Raw genomic sequence first — 18,649 nt, forward strand, 5'->3', positions numbered from 1 at the left:
GGTTGGCTTTAAAATGAAGTTTCATCTGGCCTACCTTCTTGTTGTTGGTCGGCTTTCTTTTGTTTATTCATTTTAAAAGTACTCTTTCCAAATCGGTAAGAGAAAGTTAAATTGCCCATAGTACCGTTCATCTGACGCTCGAATGCGGTACTAGAATACTGTCCAATATTAGTAAAACTGTATTTTCTAGTGTTAAAAACGTCTCTCACATTAAAACTCAAAGATGCTCTACCATTTAGTAAATCATATTTAGCCCCTGCATCTATGTTATAGATTGCATTTCGTTTTCCTTGAGGCTGTACCTCAGCACCACGATATTCCCCTCTAAGTTGAATAGTTAAGTTTTTAACATAGCTTAGATTTGCAGTTAAATTGCCATTGTAACTAAAGCCGCTGTTTGGCGCAATACCAAACGCGGGCGCACCTTTTAAATCACTTTGATAAAGGTTTACATTTCCTGTAAAATTTAACTTTTTAGATGCGGTATATTGCCCAATAAGCTCCAAACCGGTATTCACTTCGCTACTTAGATTTTGAGGCGTGGTTATGATAATTCCGTTTGCATCAGGTTCGCTTCGCACGCGTTCTACAACATCGTTTGTTTTTCTCAAATAAATACTCGAGGTGAAAGTAAGATTTTGCCAATATTTACTATAGCCTAACTCAAACGAATGTACATCTTCTGGCAAAAGATTCGGATTTCCTTGTCGATAGTTTAAGGGATCAGAAACATCAAGAAACGGGTTTGTATCCCAAGCGCGTGGTCTGTTTACCCGACGCGTATAACTTAATTGTATTTGTTGGTCGCCTTTAAGTTTTTCTGTTAAAAATACACTTGGATAAAGTCGGTTATATTTAATTTTGCCAGGCGTAGAATAGGCTAAATTGTTGCTAAAGCCTTGTAAATAAGTATCCAACTGGGCATCTTCTCCACGTAAACCTAGTTGATAACCAAAATTATTGATTTGATTTTGATAGTTTAAGTACACTGCGTGAACCTGATCTTTACTTTTGAAGAAATTATTTAGTAGGTTATTGCTAATATTCACTGAGCTTCCCGTCAATAAGGAATCTGCCATTTGCGTATTGTCTGCCAACTTGATTTGGCTGCGATAACCTGCCTCTATTTTGCCATTTTTGCCAATCGGCACCGTATAATCTGCCTGGATATTATAGTTGCTGTTATTTCCTAAATTATAGATGTTCTGTAACGCCGCTTCTAAATCGGTAGCCGTGCCATTTAGATTGGTAATTTGTGTGTCGTAAGATTGATTGTTATCGTTTATACCGTTACTATAACCGAAATTAAAGGTCAACTCTTCTTTTGGTTTATTAAATTTCTGACTATAATCTAAATTTAAATCGTAGCTGTTTCCAGTGCCATCGGTTCGGTTGTTTCTGTTGCTAAATTTAACGGGTTGTAAAATACTGTCTAATTGACTTATATCTATCAATTCGTTCCTATTGTTGTCTCGGCTGTTAAAGCCGCCAGAAAAACTAACAACGCTTTTATCCGTAATGTAATAATCTATACCTGCTTTTACGTTATTTCCTTTATCTGTAGATCTAGAATTGGTAAGTTGATCTGCAAAGCTGATTCCCTGCACGGATTTGAAATAATCGATGTTTTGAAATCCACCGAAATACCGATTTCCATAGCGATAGCTGTAATTTGCATACAGGTTTACTTTGCTGTTTTGAAAACTCAAATTGGTGCCTGCGTTGTAATTGTCTTTATTGCCAGCAGTTAGTGCAACTGATCCATTAAAACCTAGTTTGGTATTCTTTTTCAGTACGATATTTATAATCCCAGATTGTCCTTCTGCATCATATTTAGAGCTTGGATTTGTAATCACCTCAACACTTTCTATAGAACTTGCCGGAATAGACTGCAGAATTTGAGTAATGTCTCCACCAGCAATAAGCGATTGTTTACCGTCTATCAAAACCTTAACGCCAGTAGAGCCTCGCAAGCTTACATTTCCATCTATATCAGTTTGAATAGAAGGAACATTTTGCAACACATCTGATGCCGAGCCTCCTTCACTTACCAAACTTTGATCAACCGCAAAAATCTTTTTATCAATGCCAAGCTGAATAGCGGCTTTTTTTCCATTTACCTGTACTTCGCTGAGCACATTCCCTTTTCCGCTAGTCATTTGTATGTTTCCAAAGCTTAAGGTTTGTATGGTAGAAGTAAACTCAACATTACTTCTCACCATAGTTTGATAACCAACATAGCTAATTTTAAATGTATATTTCCCAAGCGGGATATTGGTGATGGTAAAAGCACCATTTACATCAGTTTGTACGATTTTTACTTTCGCTTGAGTAGTTGGATTAAGCAATACGGCGGTAGCAAAAGGGATGGTTTCTTGCGTTTTGGCGTCTTTTAAAACCCCGGTAATTTTTCCTAGATTGCTTTTCTGAGCAGATGAACATAGCGCAAACAATAAGAGCGTGATGGTAAGTAAGTTAGTTTTCAATGAAGTAAAGTTATTTAGTTTTTTTATCTTTTATAGGATTGACAAAGAAACGGCAACAAAGTTTAGGAACAACTGTGGTAACTATTTTATTACAGCATTTAGAAGTAATATTTTAGATAGATGAAATATGATTTTCCCTCTCTAAAATCAGAAATAGCTTTACCTTTCGATTATTTTAGCTGAGCAGGAAAATGATTAAATTTGCTTAATTATGAATAACAAAATATTAATTGTTGACGATCTGCATCCCGCTTTTAGAGAACAAGCAGTTGCTTTGGGATATCTTGTCGATGATGAACCGCTCATCACAAGAGCACAAACACTTGCGAAAATTGGCGAATACTTCGGCATTGCTGTCAGGACAAAATTTAAGATTGATGAAGAGATCTTGAGCGCCGCAAAAAACTTAAAGTTCATCGCACGTGCCGGTGCAGGTTTAGACAATATAGATATAGCTCTGGCAAAAAAGCTAAACATTAAGCTTATAAATGCCCCAGAGGGAAATAGAGATGCCGTTGGCGAACATACAATAGGTTTGTTGCTCTCGCTGATGAATAGGCTAAATATAGCCGACCAACAGGTAAAAGAATTAAAATGGGATAGAGAGGGAAATAGAGGGCATGAACTTAAAGGTAAAACTGTTGGCATAATTGGTTACGGATTTATGGGGCAGAGTTTTGCAAAGAAATTAGCCGGTTTTGAGGTAAATGTTTTGGCTTACGACAAATATAAAACTAACTTTTCTGACGCATACGCACGCGAAGTCAGCATGGAAGAAATCGTGAAACATTGTGATGTTTTGAGCTTACACATTCCTTTAACTACAGAGACGAGACAAATGGTTGACGACGAGTATTTCTACCATTTTAAAAAATCCATATTTTTTTTGAATACCGCCCGAGGTGAAATTGCCAATACAAAATCGATTTTGAGCAATCTGAAAAATGGTAAGATTTTGGCGGCAGGATTAGATGTGTTAGAAACCGAAAAATTTCCAGCTTTAAAAGATACAGCGTGGTTTGATGAACTGCGAAAAAAAGAAAATGTGCTACTAACGCCGCATGTTGCTGGTTGGACGTTTGAAAGCTATCGAAAAATCTCTGAAGTGCTTGTAGAAAAATTAAAAACTTGTAAATTTTAACAATGTTTTTTTGTACTTAAATCTGTAATCAATCAAATGAAAATTGCTTACGATGGTGTATGTTGAATGATTTGGCGTTCTAACACTTTCCTTGCGCATTTTCATCTCGGTTCCTTGCGCATTCTCATCTCGGCTAAGGCAGCACAAAAAAAAGGATCTCGGGACTATCGTCAACGCAGTTTTCCGTTCTTATTAAGTAAGAATTTCTCAAGAAAGGCAATTGCTCGAATTAATTATTCTCCGTATTCCGTTGCTTTCGTTCGGTAGATCTTGCCTATGGCAGAAGTGGATATCCTATTTTTAGAAATTTAGCGTTCGAAGAATAAGGGGTAGATAGTTGTATCTTTACACCGATAAAATTACAACTATGGCAATTTTGCATAATAAAGAATTTAAAATAGCTTCGGTAATTGAAAAATTGCCCAAGAAATATTCAGAAGATCAGTTTGTAGAGCAGTTTATAAAACTTTTTTCTAAAGAATGGGGAAAAATAAAATCTGCTTACATCAAACAATCTCAGGATAAAGAAAAAGGCAGTATCATCAATATGCCAAAGCCGGATTTGTATCTGAAGCAATTGCTCAAAAATTATCTTCGCCGAGATGAAGAGAAAACAATCGCCCCAAAAGATGTTGAGCTTGTTAAAGTAGAGGAGCAAAAGGCAGATTTACCCCAAAAAGTTGTTCCCAAAGTAATATCTGAAGAAAAGGAAAACGCCGAAACTCCAAAAAAGCAAAAAACTATCTTGGAAAAGCCGAAAAAAGCTGCAACAGAAAAGAAATCTAAGGTGGTAAAATAGTTTTTTTATTCTAATTAGGAGTATTTTGGGTAAACGAACGTTTATTACCTCCTCTTACTGCACTTAATTATAAAAAAGATGAGACTCAACACAATATCCGTCAACTTCTTTCGTATATATAACTGAGAGCGTTAATTTAGATTTCGGGGATGAGTCGGTATGATTCATCCCCGTTTATTTTTTATAGAGCTTTCGCTCATGATTCTAGCAACCAACGTTTGAGCTTTTCTTTTAGAAAGATTGCCGTGCAAAGCAAGAAAAAGCACCCGAATAGTTACAGTAGGTTCCCCTGATCTCTGCAAAAATCAAATTTTTTTTTGGACAGCTACAATAAACACGACCGTTCTTCGTATATATAAATGAGAGCGTTAATTTAGATTTCGGGGATGAGTCGGTATGATTCATCCCCGTTTATTTTTTAGAGAATTTTCGCTCATGACTCTAGCAACCAGCGTTTAGTCTTTTCTTTTAGAAAAATTACCGTGCAAAGCGAGAAAAAGCACCCAAATAATTACAGTAGGTCCCCCTAATCTCTGCAAAAATCAAATTTTTTTGGATAGCTACAATAAACCCAACTATTCTTCGTCTATATAAATGAGAGCGTTAATTTAGATTTCGGGGATGAGTCGGTATGATTCATCCCCGATTCTTTATCTTATATTTTCACCAGGTTGCCGATTAAGGAAAATTACTTTTCTACCATCTTATAGTATCTTACATAATCCACCTGCATTGTTTGGGGGAAAATGCTGTCATCTACGCCCTGTGTTCCGCCCCAATCGCCACCAATTGCCAAATTTAACAACAAATGAAAACGTTTATCAAACGGCCAAGTTTTTGATCCTTGTCCATCATTTGTAAATTCAAAAACCTTTTCATCATCGTAATAACCACGTATTGCAAATGGTGTCCAATCTACCCTGTAAACGTGAAACGCTGTACTTGCAGTCTCGATGGTTTTGGTAGCCGATTTTTGAGTGTTTATTTTAAAATTATACGCTTCTGTGTGTGTTGTAAAGTGAACAACGTTCTGATCGTAACCCACATGTTCCATAATGTCAATCTCACCAGATTTTGGCCAATCGCCGTAAGCTCTATCTGTTGGAAGCATCCAAATGGCCGGCCAAGTGCCCTTACCAATAGGTAACTTTGCTTTAATTTCAAACCTGCCGTAAAGCACATCTAACTTACCACGTGTAACCATACGGGCCGAAGTATAGTTTTTTCCTTCTAAATTTTCTTTTTTAGCGGTAATGGACAAAACGCCATTCCCTACGCTTGCATTATTTATGTTATTGGTATAGTATTCTAATTCGTTGTTTCCCCAGCCACTGCCCCCTGTGTCATAATCCCAGTTGGTAGAGCGTGGCGCTCCTGCATTTGTAAACTCGTCGCTCCAAGTTGCGGTGCTCTCGAAAGTCCAGTTTTGATCCGTCGGTTTTGTTTCCTTTGGTGGAACGTAAACCGGCTTTTCTTGCGCAGCATTTTTAGAGCATGCGGTGGCGCAAACAAGCAGCACACCTAAAAAAATATTAACTTGTTTTCTGTAGTTTTTCATGGTATTTTTTGATAAAATTAAAAAGGCCGATCCTTAGATCAGGCCATTTTAATTGTGAATCTATTTAAATTCGAAATCATCTATGTAAAATATCCCTGGGTTTGGATGTCCCTCTCCACCAAGTTGAATGACAATTTTATCATAAAGTGCTTGCGAAGAAGAACCCGAATAATCAAACTCTAACTGAATCCACTTATTATAGTCGGTAGGCGCAATTGTTTTTACGATTTCTAACTGCGTGGTGTATGCATTGCCGCCAAGCAAGGAGTTTTGTAATTTAACAGATACTGTTGATTTAACCTTCGTGAAGTCGTTCTGACCCGGTAAAAATACCTTTAACAAAATTTTATTCTTTGCAGTTAGGTCGAATCGGTAAGGTAAGGTAACATTTAGGTTTCCGTATTGGCCGTCGTCTCCAGTTCTTTTTCCGTAATACCCAACTTTACCGGATGTATTGATGCCAAATTTGCCGGGGTTGTCATACGGTCTCGTATAATCTACATTTTCTGCTGTCCAAGTTACGTTTGCATTGGCGTCGAAATCATCAAAAACGTTTGCAGCCTTTAATGGCTTTAACACAGGCGGAACCACAGGTCTTACATATCCTTTTCTAATAAGTTTTAAATACCAGGCATTTGCAGCGTTTGCTTTATCGAGACAGCGCAACCACATTTCATCATCTGTTAGGGATAAGATCTGGTAAGAAGAGACGCCTAAGTAATATGCAATAAAACCGTTATTGCTAATGTTTAGGTAGTTCACCCCGTTAACTTGGTTCACAATCCAGCTAAGATTTTTGGCAGGTGTGTAATTAACAGTTGGATCTCCGCCATTGGTTGGGCCGCCAATTCCTGCTGCATTCGCCGCATTTGCAAAGGTATCTCCATTATTGGCATAGGTATATTTTAACCCATTGGCATCCATGTAGAAGGTCATTTCGTCATCATAAAAACCTGCATTTGCCTTTTCATTTGGGCCGGCCTGATACCAGCTCGGCACTTGCAAATCAACAGGGCCAACTCCTAAATGCCCTGGTTGGGTTTTATCTATTTCCCAGGTTTTGCCTGCAGAATTTGAAAGGCCGCCAGACAACATTGCAAAAGCAGGGTCGCTCAGCATGCTCGGGTTGGTTTTGGCAATTGTTATTGTTTTGGTTGTCGATACGGAGCCGCCATCCGCCAAAACGATTAGTTCCACAGTATATGTGCCCGCGATTGGATAGGAGCCTGTAACTTCGTTGCCATTTATGGTAGTTCCATTTCCAAAATCCCAATAAGCATTTATACCATTGTAGTTATTCTTAAAAGTGATAATATTCGGATTGGAAGCATTTGGAGTTACTGAAAACTGAATCTGGTCTGCAGTTGGTGGCGTGCCAACGCTCTTTGTGATTTCGCCCTTTTTACAGGAAATCAATATGCACAGCATAAATCCTATCGCGAGGATAACGCTTGTGGTTAATTTATTTAATATCTTCATAATAATCAATTGATTAATTGTAGCCAGGATTTTGTTTGATGATACCTTTAGTCACTTCAATTTCTGTAAGTGGAATTGGTAAGTATTCGCTCTTATTGGCTTTAAAGCCTGATGCGCCAAGTACGGCAACGGCTTTTCCAGTCCGCACTAGGTCGAAAAACCGATGTCCTTCAAAAGCCAACTCTAACCTTCGTTCGGTGTAAATATTATCGAGGGTTGCTGGAATAGACGGCAAACCAACGCGTGCCCTCACTGCATCGAGTAATTCTTGGGCTCTTGTGGCATTTCCAGAAGACCTAACCAGTGCTTCAGCTTCCATTAAATAGGTATCGGCCAACCTAATTTCGATTTCATCCATCGGCCAGTTTTGCTCTGCCACTCCACTAGCAGATCTAAATGCTTTTAAAGGGGCATACTTTTTAATGAAATAATCGGTATTTTGATAACGGCCATTATAAGTTGCGCCGGCTGCCTTTAGTGCTTGACCATCGATGATTGAAGCATCGAATCTTGGATCATTCTTGAGTACGTTTACGAGATCTAACGTCACCGGACAAAAGCCCCAACCACTAGAATAGGTGGGGCCATTGTAGCTATCCATTCCTATAAATTGAGTTCCTACATTTCCTTCGCCACCATTTATATATCCCCAATCAGACCAAGCTGCATTATTAGAATGCGGAATTTCCAAAATAGATTCTGAATTGAATTTATTATCAGGCCTAAATATATCTGCATAATTAGGGAGAAGGGAATAGCCGTAAGCATTACCAACTTTATTTACATCTTCAAATAAGGTCGCTGCCTCTGCAATTTTGGTATTGTCGTTTTGATATAATAACACCTTCGCTAACTGCGCTTTAGCGGCACCTTGAGAAATTCTACCTTTTTCTGAAGCGTCGATAATTGAAGGTAAACCCGGTATGGCTTCTCTTAAATCCTTTTCTATTTGAGCATAAATGTCTTTTGGTCCAACCTGTACCTGCGTGTAAAGATCGTTGGTCGGCAAAACAGTGAGAATAAGTGGCACGTTGCCAAAGAGTCTTACCAAATCGAAATAGAAATATGCCCTCAGAAATTTAGTTTCTGCAACTACTCTTGTTTTAAATTCATCGCTTAATCCTTGCGCACCATCTATTTTACTTAGTATGAGGTTTGCCCTATTAATACCGGTAAAATTTTTAGTCCACAATCCACTTTGAGGTCCAACTGTTGAATTCATATTAAAGTTATCAAAAGCGACCCAATTTGGTTGATCGCTGGCGTTACTTCCACCGGCAAAGCAATCATCAGAGGCTGCAGAAAGTAGCGGCATCTTCATGGTATAACCTCCAGTTGTGCCCCATTGCGTTACATCATAAACAGCAATAACCCCTTGCATTACTTCCTTCTCATTCTTGTAAAAATTATCTTCTAATGCAGTTCCTCGAGGAGTAAGCTCTAAGTAAGACTTTTTACATCCCGCTAAACTGATTATTATGACAACTGTTGCCATAACGTATAATTTAATTTTATTTCTCATTATTTTTCATCAATTAAAATCCAACATTAATGCCAGCGTAGAAAGTTCGAGCTTGGGGATAGAAGCCTCTATCAACGCCATAACTTCCGCCACCAATTTCTGGGTCGTAACCATTATATTTTGTGAGGGTAAACAGGTTGTTCGCCATCACATAGAACCGAACTTTATCCAATGCTATTTTTCTAACCACGTTTATTGGCAAACTGTATCCTACTTGCAAAACCTTCACTCTAAAATAGGCACCGCTTTCTAAAAATAAGCTAGACACCCTACTGTAATTTTGGTTCGTATCGTCTAAAGTTAATCTCGGTATGGTATTGCTCGTTCCTTCGCCTGTCCAACGGTTTAATATTGCCGTGGTATAATTGGAAGTTGGTAAATCGAAACGTCTTAAAGCATTAAAAATTTGGTTTCCTGTAACGCCTTGGCCAAGTAAAACCATATCGAAATTTTTATAAGCGAGATTTAGATTAAAGCCATAAGTAAAATTTGGTGTAGGGTCGCCAATGATTTCTCGGTCGTCGTTATTGATTACGCCATCACCATTTAGATCGATAAATTTTATGTCGCCCGGTTTGGCGTTTGGCTGGATTAGAACGCCGCTACTTGCTTTATAGTCGTTAATTTGCGCTTGGTTTTGGAACAAACCATCGCTTTTATAACCATAAAAGGAGCCTATTGCGTAGCCCACTTTGGTACGCGTAACTTCTAAATTTTGGGGCGTTACGGTTTGACCTCCAAGATATGTTTTGTCTGCGCCTAAGTAGTCGATACGGTTTTTTACAAATGAGCCGTTTGCCGAAATCTTCATGGCAAGATTGCCAAATGTTTTGCTATAACCAAGTTCCAATTCAAAACCACTATTGGTTAAATCTGCTATATTGCCAATTGGGCCTGAGTTGCCCACATACCCTGGGACAGCAATTTGCAACAGCATCCCTTTTGTTTTTTTATTATACCAGTCTGCGGTTAATGTAAAATTTCTAAGCAAAATGGCATCTAAACCGATATCTGTTGAAGAGGTTTCTTCCCACTTCAAATCTGGGTTTGAAAGTGCATCTGGACTCACGCCGTTCATTAATCCTGCAGAAGTGCCGAGTGTGTAGTTCCTGCCCCCACTAACGGTAGAGAGGTATCTAAAATCCCCAATATTGTCATTTCCTGTGACACCATAGGAGGCCCTAAACTTTAAAAAGTTAACGTATTGATTTTTCGGGAAAAAGTCTTCTCTAGTAGCCACCCATCCTACAGATCCTGATGGGAAATAGCCAAATTTGTTATTAGTCCCAAATCTAGAAGATCCGTCTCTTCTAATAATGCCGGTAAACAAATATTTATCGTCGAAGCTATAAATACCCCTAGCAAAAGCTGAGTTTAGCGTGTTTAGATACTCACCACCATAAAAAACATCATTTAATCTAGATACTGGAAATTGCAAAGAGGCGTCTGAAATGTTAGTTACGGGTATTCCATCCTTCGATCCTCCCTGTGTTTCTCCTTTATTTTTTTGAAAAGAGTAACCCACCAACGCAGTAAAATCATGTTTATTAATTTGCTTCGCGTAGCTGATGGTATTTTCTAAAGAGTAGAATAAACCTCGGTTGGAATTTCTATTGTACGACGTGATGGTGGTTTGGTTAATGGAATTCAAATAATAGATTGGTGTAAATGCATCGTTTCCCCAAAAAGCCAAATCTACCCCTCCCTGCGATCGCACTTTTAATCCCTTTATAATTTCTGCTTCTAAAAATGCATTTCCAACCAATTTATCCGACCAGCCATTACCTTGTGCAACCTGTAGTGCAGCTATCGGATTTAGAATTTCTACTTGCGCATATGGCGAAATACCATAAGGAAAACCATCTGCATCTCTTACCACAGGGTTGCCGATATAAGGTGCAGCACCATATTTTGCAGGATCTGTTTCTATAATTGGCGTCAAGGGATCGATGTTTATCGCTCTGTTTAATGGAGAACCGTATTCTGTATTGGTGCTTACACCAACTGAATTTGTACGGGTATAACCAATTGTCTGTCCGAATTTAATTGCTTTTGTAAGTTGATGCTCTGAATTAAATCGCGCTGTAAACCTCTTATATTTTGAGTTGCTTGTGGCCACAATTCCATCTTGGTCAAAATAGCCAAATGAACCGTAATAACTAGACAGCTCACTTCCGCCAGACATGCTCAGTTCGTAATTCTGTACCTTTGCATTGTTGTTAAAAACTGCAGATTGCCAGTCTGTGCCCACTCCGTATTGTGATGGATTTGGAAATCTAGGGGTAGTTAAATTAGGTGTCTTCGCATATTCCGCTTCGTTGTATAATGCTGCATACTGGGTCGCATTTAGCAGGTCTAATTTTCGATCTGGTGCTTGCGTGCCTACATACATGTTGTAATTTACCTGCATTGTGCCATTTATTTTGCCTTTTTTAGTAGTTACAATGATTACACCGTTTGCTGCTCGTGCACCATAAATGGCTGCAGAAGCTGCGTCTTTCAACACTTCTATCGATTCGATATCTGCTTGGTTCAAATAATCTATGCCGCCACCAACTTGTACGCCATCTACAATGTACAACGGCTCACTGTTGTTGATAGATGTTGTTCCTCTAATTCTTAAGGTGGCACCGTCGCCCGGCTGGCCAGATGAGGTAGTGATGGTAACGCCTGATACACGTCCTTGTAAAGACTGCTCTATTCTTGTAACTGGCATATTGGTTAAATCAGATGCCTTAACCTGAGAAATAGCTCCGGTGTTTACACTTTTTTTCTGAGTGCCGTAGCCAATGGCTACCACATCCGCCAGCACACCTGCTTGTGGGATAAGCTTAATGGTTAACAACTTTTCGTCGGTAATTAATACTTCTATTGATTCGTAGCCAAGAAATGTTATCTGAAGTGTTTCACCTTTTGATACACTAGTGAGAGAGAAATTTCCCTTTGCATCTGTAACAGTACCTTGATTGCTGTTTTTTACCTTTACACTTGCGCCAGCCAATGGCACTCCTGTTTCGTCTAAAACAGTTCCTCTAATGTTTAAAAATAAGCGTTCTGACAATAAAGTTCCATCAGCCCGTTTTTGTCGGATGATGATGGTATTATTTTTTATTGTGTAGCCGAACGGCTGATCTTTAAAGATCTGTTTTAACGCATCGTCGAATTCTAAATCTCTAAAGTCTACTGTAACAGGTTGCGCTTCTTTTAAAAGATCAAGGTCGTATAAAAAATTGTAACCTGTTGTTCTGTTCAACTTTCTAAAAATTTTGATTAGCTCTATATTTTTCTCTAATAAGCTCACTTTCTGCGCTTTTGCAGCATAGCCAATTTGGAGTAATGCGGTGATGAGTAGCACGGCAGTCAGTTTCATAATCAACAAAAGTTTAAATAGATAGCCCTTGGGTTTAGGGAACCTTTCATTGTAAAAATTCATATATTTGGTAGTTAGGTTTAATATTTTGTTAGCTCAGCATTCAACGGAGGTTTAACCTGATTTTAAGAGCCGGCGCGTATCAGCGCGTCCGGTTTTTTTCCAGTTAAAGGTATTCGTTGTTGTCTTAGTAGTTGTTACGGCATAACTAAAATCCTCCTTCCTGTAATCTTAAATTTTACAGCTCCCGTAGTTTGTAAAAGATCAAGCACCTCGTTTACACTATTAAATCTAGAAATTCGGCCGCCAAAAACTTTGTTAATTTTAGGGCCAACGTAGTCAACGTCTACGCTGTACCATCTGCTAATTTTATTCATAATGGTTTGTAAATCTTCATCGTTGAAACTGAAGAAGCCATCTTTCCAACTTACCGCATCCGCTGCATAAACATTCTTTATCATGATGGGCGTTTTATTATCCGCCCAAACCGCCTGTTGCCCGGGCTTAATAATGCGCGCATTATCTCCATCTATATTCGCTACGCGTACGCTACCCTCAAGCAAAGTGGTTCTTATTTTAGGCTCGTTGTTGTAAGCGTTAATATTAAAATGCGTCCCTAAGACTTCAACCAGTTGGCTTCGCCCATCTGCAAGCACGCTTTTCACTCTAAAGGGAATCCTTTTTCCCGCCTTATCCGTTTTTTTTGTGACTTCAAAATATGCTTCGCCAATCAACGTAACCTGTCTATCCTCTTTATTGAAGATTGCTGGGTAAGTCAATTTCGAATCAGCGTTTAGCCATACTTTGGTTTCATCTGGTAACATAACCTGAAATTGCCCGCCAGTGGGAGTTTGCAGCGTATTGAATTCATTTATTTTATCGGTTTTTGTGGAGACAACTGTATAAACCAAAGCACCTTCACTTGTCTTATCAATTTTTATACCTTGTTGATGAGCAACTAAGCCAGTTTTCTTTCCGGTAAGTGAAATCTTAGATCCATCTCCGAGTGTTAAAGTTGCTTTGATTTCACCCGGCTTTATAGGCGTTAATTTAGCAGACTTTGCCAGTTTTCCTCCCAGTTTTGATGTCGCGAGGTTGCTTCTAATTAAATAAGCAATAGCCACGCAAAGAACAGCAGCACTTGCCACTTTAATGTAAAGCGCAATTTTAGTGCGCTTCGGTTTCATTGCTGTTTCCTGTTGTATAGAAGACCAAATATTGTTGCTTGCACTTATAATTTCTTGTTCAGAAATAGTTTCAACAGACTTTTTGAGTTCATCCAGATGCCATGATTCAACCAAAGCCTTCTCCGGGTCGGTACAAAGACCATCGGTATATTTGCGGAGAAGTTTTTCTACTTCTGGTTTGCTCATTATGTTGTTATATTTGGATTACAAAGACATGTAGGTTAACACCAAGCTAGGTAGTAGAAAAAAGATTTTTTTTTAAATCAGGGCTTGATGTTTGGGCGGATAGGAATTGTTATTGAACAGAAATGCGTAGCTGTGCAAAAATATTAAACGTTTTCTTAAAACTTCGTTAACCCTATCAGAAGTGTAACCAACGTTAAAAACGATGCCAATTTTAGCCGAAGTATTTTTAGCGCATTTCCCATTTGTTTTTTAACTGTTTTATCAGATATATGCAATTGTAGTGCAATTTCTTTTTGAGACAAGTGCAGGTTTCTACTCATTTCAAAAATCTGACGCATTTTACTAGGCAACTTGGTTACCTCTTTTTCTATAATCACAATAAGTTCTCTTTCTCTCAAATAATTGTCTGTAGTACACTCGCCTCGCTCTGCAAATGCTCTAAAACTGACTGAATAGTTATTTCGAACCTTGTTTTTGTCTATCCAATCGAAAATTTTATAACGGACAGCTGTATATAAGTAAGCAGAGAGTTCCGCAGTTATATTTATGTTCTTATTATTCCATAGATAGACAAAAACTTCTTGAACAATGTCTTGCGCTTCTTCCTTGTTTTTGATTAGTTTTTTTGCATAGATATACAGCAAGCCACTAAATCTGATATAAATTTCTTCAAAAGCAGATTGGTCGCCTTTTTGGCTAAGTTTAAAAAGTTCTTTATCGGTAAAATTACTGTGGCTATACATTTGGTTAGAATGTTTCAACGAATGTACAAAATTGTTTAGGGCTGTGCAACGATTCTTGATGTTGTAATTTGTCAATTTAAGGAGGCGTTTAAGTTCGGGAGGTATTGTCAACAAAATTTGCGAAAGTAAAAGTTAAAGAAATAGTTAAGAGCCTGAAGTTGTAAGTCTTACCTTTTCTTTTTATTCAGTCAAAAATTATTTTTTAGGGGGAAGCTTTCCAACAAAATTCTTACATTTATAACGGGCTTTATAAAATTGCATGAAAACGATAATAGAAAAACATCCGCTTGCGATAAGGTGGTTCCATTGGGTGAATTTTCCAATTTTGGCCATCATGATTTGGAGTGGATTGCTAATATATTGGGCGAACGATGCCTATTCTATTCGAATTTTCGACCAGCTGATCTTCAAGTTTTTTCCTCAATCTTTTTATAAAACACTTCACCTAAAGCAGCGCTTGGCAGAAGGCATGGCTTTTCATTTTGTGTTTATGTGGCTTTTCTTTTTGAATGGATTTTTCTACGTATTCTATACTTGGATCTCTGGCGAGTGGCGTTATTTGTTGCCTGATAGGAGTTCATTTAAAGAAGCGTGGACTGTTTTGTTGCATGATTTACACTTAAGCAAAAAACCTTTACCTTTTCAAAGAAAGTACAACGCAGCCCAAAAAATTGCTTATTCGGCAATTATTGTAATGGGTTTGGGCTCTCTATTAACAGGTTTAGCCATTTATAAGCCCGTACAGTTTCAGTTTATTTGCAATATTTTTGGTGGATACACAAGCTGCAGACTCATTCATTTTATATTGACCATTGGCTATTGTTTGTTTTTTTTAATCCATATTATTCAGGTAATTATTGCTGGATGGAACAATTTTAGAGGTATGGTAGCGGGTTTTGAAGTGGTAAAAAACAAAAGCGAAGAAGATTGATATGGAAATGAAAGCAAAAAAAAACAGCCAACGACAAATTGTTTTACGCACTTCGCTATCCTTTGCAGCATTTGCAGTTTTTATTGTAGGAGCCACTTTTTTATGGTTTAAGGTTAAAAATGCAAGTACAGATAGGGGAATTCGAGGCGGTGTGCAAATTCCTTTAAGAAAGGGGTTAAATGCAAACGAGCAAGTTTTTAATAAAGCGTTTAGCAAGAGAAATCTCGCAAAGGAATTTCCAAAATCTGAAGCTGCTAAAATTGTTCGGGTAAATGGGAATGTTGGACTAAATCCATCTTTCAATAATAAAAATTGGCGTCTAAATGTAATAAGATCTGCCGGCGATACCCTCAAACTTACGTTGGCAGACATTCAGAAGTTACCAAAGACAGAAGTTATTTTTAATTTCAAATGCATAGAAGGTTGGAGCCAAGTCTCTCATTGGGGCGGCGTTAAGTTTTCTGATTTTATAAAAGCATATCACTTGGAAAAGCAAGCTGGAAAAGAATACATTGGATTAATTACACCTGATGGTCAATATTATGTAGGTATCGATATGGAAAGCGCGATGCAACCTCAAACGCTTTTATGTTATGAAATGAATGGTGTGCCGCTTCCTGTAAATCAGGGATATCCTTTAAGGTTGATTATTCCGGTTAAATATGGAATAAAAAGCTTAAAAAGAATTGGTGATTTGTCTTTTAGCAACTCCCGTCCTCCAGATTATTGGTTTGAGCGAGGATATGACTATTATGCAGGACTTTGACAGGTTCGACTGAGCATCAATGAAGAGGAATAAAAAGCTCCTAAAAATTAACAAACATTACTGCCTAAAGAGTTGACCGAACACCAATTCTGAAAAATCAGCTTTATCAGACCTAATTAAATGCTAGAAACAGATTCGGAGCGCTTATCTCAACAGTTTTAAGAACTAATTTTGTAGTAATGCTTCTCTAATCTTGTGCGCAGTTGCTTCTAACTCTTCCTCAGTGAACCTTAACTTTTCTTTGCTAAAATTCATATCTCCTACACTGTTGATTGGCATTAAGTGGATATGCGTATGAAGAACTTCTAACCCTATAACTGAAATGCCCACTTTTTCGCACAGGAAAGCTGTTTTAATTCCTCCGGCAACAATTTTTGCAAACATCCATAAACCTACATATAGATCCTCATCCATATCGAAGATATAATCCACTTCGATTTTTGGAATCACCAAAACATGACCTTCTGTTAGCGGGTTAACGTCTAAAAAAGCCAAGAACTGAACCGTTTCGGCTACCACGTGCGCCTTTACATCGCCTGAAACAATTTTAGAAAATACACTCATTTTATTTATATAAATATTTACTGTTAAAACAGTTAACAGTCGGTTCGAATTTCTGTTTTAATAAACACGCTAAAAACGCAGTGGATTTTTTTATCTCGTTATTTCCAGTACCTCAAACTGCATTTTTCCCGCCGGAACTTCTATTTCAACCACATCACCAACAGATTTCCCCAAAAGTCCTTGCGCTATGGGCGATTTTACAGAAATTTTTCCGGTCTTTAAGTCTGCTTCCGTTTCTGCAACCAATTGATAGCTCATCGTTGCTGAGTTTTTTAAGTTCTTAATTTTAACGATAGATAATGCCAAAACCTTGGTAAGGTCTAGTTTAGATTCATCAATCAATCTGGCATTAGATAAAACGTTTTTCAATTTCGAAATTCTCGCTTCATGCAATCCCTGCGCTTCTTTCGCAGCATCGTATTCTGCATTTTCAGATAAATCTCCCTTGTCTCTCGCTTCAGCTATTGCTTTTGAGATAAGTTGACGGCCGGTTGTAGTTAAATACTTTACCTCTTCCTTCAATTTGTCCAATCCCTCTTGGGTATAATATATAACGTCTGTCATCGCTCAATGTGTTTTAAGTTCCTATAAAAAGCAAACAAGACTACATAGCTTCTTGCTACATAGTCTTGCGGTATTTATAACGAAGATAAATTGATGGAATTGTAAAAGCAAATTAAAAATGAGCTATTTATATTATTAATATTTAAAAGCGTGAAATTGGAGGTCAAGCGAGGAGCAGCAATCATATTTCTGAATAAAATAGCTAGTTTTACGACAATTTAAGACTAAGCACTTATTTTCGGTAAATTTTTTTATGTTTAATTTCATCAACAGAAATTGATGGAGCGAGATAGAGTTGCAAATCAGTTTTCAAAGAATATCAAAATACATGTTAAAAGAAGATAAAATTTTTATTGCTGGGCATCGTGGAATGGTAGGTTCTTCGCTTAAGCGAAACCTAGAAGCGAACGGATTTACCAACTTGGTGGTTAGAACTTCAATTGAGTTAGATTTGAGAGATCCTGCGGCTGTGAAACAGTTTTTTGAAACGGAAAAACCCCAATATGTATTTTTAGCGGCAGCAAAAGTCGGTGGAATTGTAGCCAACAACACTTACCGTGCAGATTTTATCTACGAAAACTTGATGATTCAGAACAACGTTATTCATCAAGCCTACAAAAACGGTGTGAAAAAGTTGCTTTTTTTGGGTTCTTCTTGCATCTATCCTAAAATGGCGCCACAGCCTTTAAAAGAAGAATATCTGTTAACAGGTGTGTTAGAAGAAACAAACGAGCCTTATGCCATTGCAAAAATTGCCGGTATTAAAATGTGCGATGCATACCGCGCACAGTATGGTTGTAACTTTATTTCTGTTATGCCAACAAATCTTTACGGTCCCAACGATAATTACGATTTAAAAAATTCGCATGTTTTGCCGGCGATGTTACGAAAATTCATATCAGCCAAGAAAAACAACGAACAGAAAGTAACTATATGGGGATCTGGAACGCCACGAAGGGAGTTTTTGCACGCTGACGATTTGGCCGAAGCTTGTCTATTTCTTATGCAGACTTACAACGATTCGGGATTTTTGAATATTGGAGTGGGGGAAGACATCTCCATCTTGGAACTTGCCGAATTGGTTCAGGAAATTGTGGGGTTTAAAGGTAAAATAGAAACCGATTTATCGAAACCAGATGGGACGCCAAGAAAACTAATGGATGTAAGTAGATTGAACACGCTTGGGTGGGCTGCGAAAACTAGCCTTAAAGAGGGTATTGCTAAGGTTTATGAGGAGATTAAAAATACAGATTGGAATTAATAACTATTGGTAAATTTTTGCGGTACTAAGGTTAGATGTTTTTTAAAAAATATCTAAATTGCCAAAGAAATTTGGTTTCGGAGTTTAAATAT

Annotated in this window: 14 protein-coding genes; 5 read left to right on the forward strand and 9 right to left on the reverse strand. The window is 37.9% G+C overall.

Annotated elements, in window-relative coordinates:
• Positions 1 to 8: 8 nt before the first annotated feature.
• A complete protein-coding gene (locus tag ACVWYG_RS14995) occupies positions 9 to 2,486 on the reverse strand; it encodes a TonB-dependent receptor domain-containing protein (RefSeq protein ID WP_457271124.1) in 2,478 nt (825 codons plus the stop codon).
• Positions 2,487 to 2,697: 211 nt separating this feature from the next.
• On the opposite strand from ACVWYG_RS14995, the gene ACVWYG_RS15000 reads away from it, so the two are divergent.
• Together ACVWYG_RS15000 and ACVWYG_RS15005 are read left to right on the forward strand one after the other, a co-directional pair.
• Positions 2,698 to 3,627: an NAD(P)-dependent oxidoreductase gene (locus tag ACVWYG_RS15000; protein WP_457271126.1), complete on the forward strand. Its 930-nt coding sequence runs from the start codon at positions 2,698 to 2,700 to the stop codon at positions 3,625 to 3,627.
• A gap of 367 nt (positions 3,628 to 3,994) precedes the next feature.
• Entirely contained in the window at positions 3,995 to 4,426 is a 432-nt protein-coding gene (locus ACVWYG_RS15005; RefSeq protein WP_457271127.1) for a hypothetical protein, read from the forward strand.
• Positions 4,427 to 5,114: 688 nt separating this feature from the next.
• Here the strand turns inward: ACVWYG_RS15005 and ACVWYG_RS15010 are convergent.
• The 6 genes from ACVWYG_RS15010 to ACVWYG_RS15035 form a co-directional block, all read right to left on the reverse strand.
• Positions 5,115 to 5,984: a glycoside hydrolase family 16 protein gene (locus ACVWYG_RS15010; protein WP_457271129.1), complete on the reverse strand. Its 870-nt coding sequence runs from the start codon at positions 5,982 to 5,984 to the stop codon at positions 5,115 to 5,117.
• Positions 5,985 to 6,044: 60 nt separating this feature from the next.
• Positions 6,045 to 7,463, reverse strand: a complete 1,419-nt coding sequence (locus ACVWYG_RS15015; protein WP_457271131.1) for a PKD domain-containing protein — start codon at positions 7,461 to 7,463, stop codon at positions 6,045 to 6,047.
• A gap of 13 nt (positions 7,464 to 7,476) precedes the next feature.
• Positions 7,477 to 8,985: a RagB/SusD family nutrient uptake outer membrane protein gene (locus ACVWYG_RS15020; protein ID WP_457271132.1), complete on the reverse strand. Its 1,509-nt coding sequence runs from the start codon at positions 8,983 to 8,985 to the stop codon at positions 7,477 to 7,479.
• 13 nt (positions 8,986 to 8,998) lie between these two features.
• Positions 8,999 to 12,355 carry a TonB-dependent receptor gene (locus ACVWYG_RS15025; protein WP_457271134.1) on the reverse strand — a complete coding sequence of 1,119 codons (3,357 nt, stop codon included), beginning with the start codon at positions 12,353 to 12,355 and terminating at the stop codon, positions 8,999 to 9,001.
• Between the two features lie 197 nt (positions 12,356 to 12,552).
• Positions 12,553 to 13,728 (reverse strand): FecR family protein, encoded by a 1,176-nt coding sequence (locus tag ACVWYG_RS15030; protein ID WP_457271136.1) that lies wholly within the window; start codon positions 13,726 to 13,728, stop codon positions 12,553 to 12,555.
• A 155-nt stretch (positions 13,729 to 13,883) separates the two neighbouring features.
• Positions 13,884 to 14,471 (reverse strand): RNA polymerase sigma-70 factor, encoded by a 588-nt coding sequence (locus ACVWYG_RS15035; RefSeq protein ID WP_457271138.1) that lies wholly within the window; start codon positions 14,469 to 14,471, stop codon positions 13,884 to 13,886.
• Positions 14,472 to 14,730: 259 nt separating this feature from the next.
• Between ACVWYG_RS15035 and ACVWYG_RS15040 the strand changes: the two genes are divergently transcribed.
• Together ACVWYG_RS15040 and ACVWYG_RS15045 are read left to right on the forward strand one after the other, a co-directional pair.
• Positions 14,731 to 15,402 carry a cytochrome b/b6 domain-containing protein gene (locus tag ACVWYG_RS15040; RefSeq protein WP_457271140.1) on the forward strand — a complete coding sequence of 224 codons (672 nt, stop codon included), beginning with the start codon at positions 14,731 to 14,733 and terminating at the stop codon, positions 15,400 to 15,402.
• 7 nt (positions 15,403 to 15,409) lie between these two features.
• Entirely contained in the window at positions 15,410 to 16,168 is a 759-nt protein-coding gene (locus ACVWYG_RS15045) for a molybdopterin-dependent oxidoreductase (RefSeq protein WP_457271142.1), read from the forward strand.
• 165 nt (positions 16,169 to 16,333) lie between these two features.
• Here ACVWYG_RS15045 and ACVWYG_RS15050 read toward each other — a convergent pair whose 3' ends face one another.
• Positions 16,334 to 16,732 carry an HIT family protein gene (locus tag ACVWYG_RS15050; protein ID WP_457271144.1) on the reverse strand — a complete coding sequence of 133 codons (399 nt, stop codon included), beginning with the start codon at positions 16,730 to 16,732 and terminating at the stop codon, positions 16,334 to 16,336.
• Positions 16,733 to 16,822: 90 nt separating this feature from the next.
• The gene (gene greA, locus ACVWYG_RS15055) at positions 16,823 to 17,296 is read right to left on the reverse strand and encodes a transcription elongation factor GreA (RefSeq protein WP_457271146.1); all 474 of its coding nucleotides are present in this window, start codon (positions 17,294 to 17,296) and stop codon (positions 16,823 to 16,825) included.
• Between the two features lie 328 nt (positions 17,297 to 17,624).
• Between greA and ACVWYG_RS15060 the strand changes: the two genes are divergently transcribed.
• A complete protein-coding gene (locus ACVWYG_RS15060) occupies positions 17,625 to 18,557 on the forward strand; it encodes a GDP-L-fucose synthase family protein (protein WP_457271148.1) in 933 nt (310 codons plus the stop codon).
• The last annotated feature ends 92 nt before the right edge of the window (positions 18,558 to 18,649 follow it).

The sequence above is a fragment of the Pedobacter sp. UYEF25 genome (genome assembly GCF_054061655.1).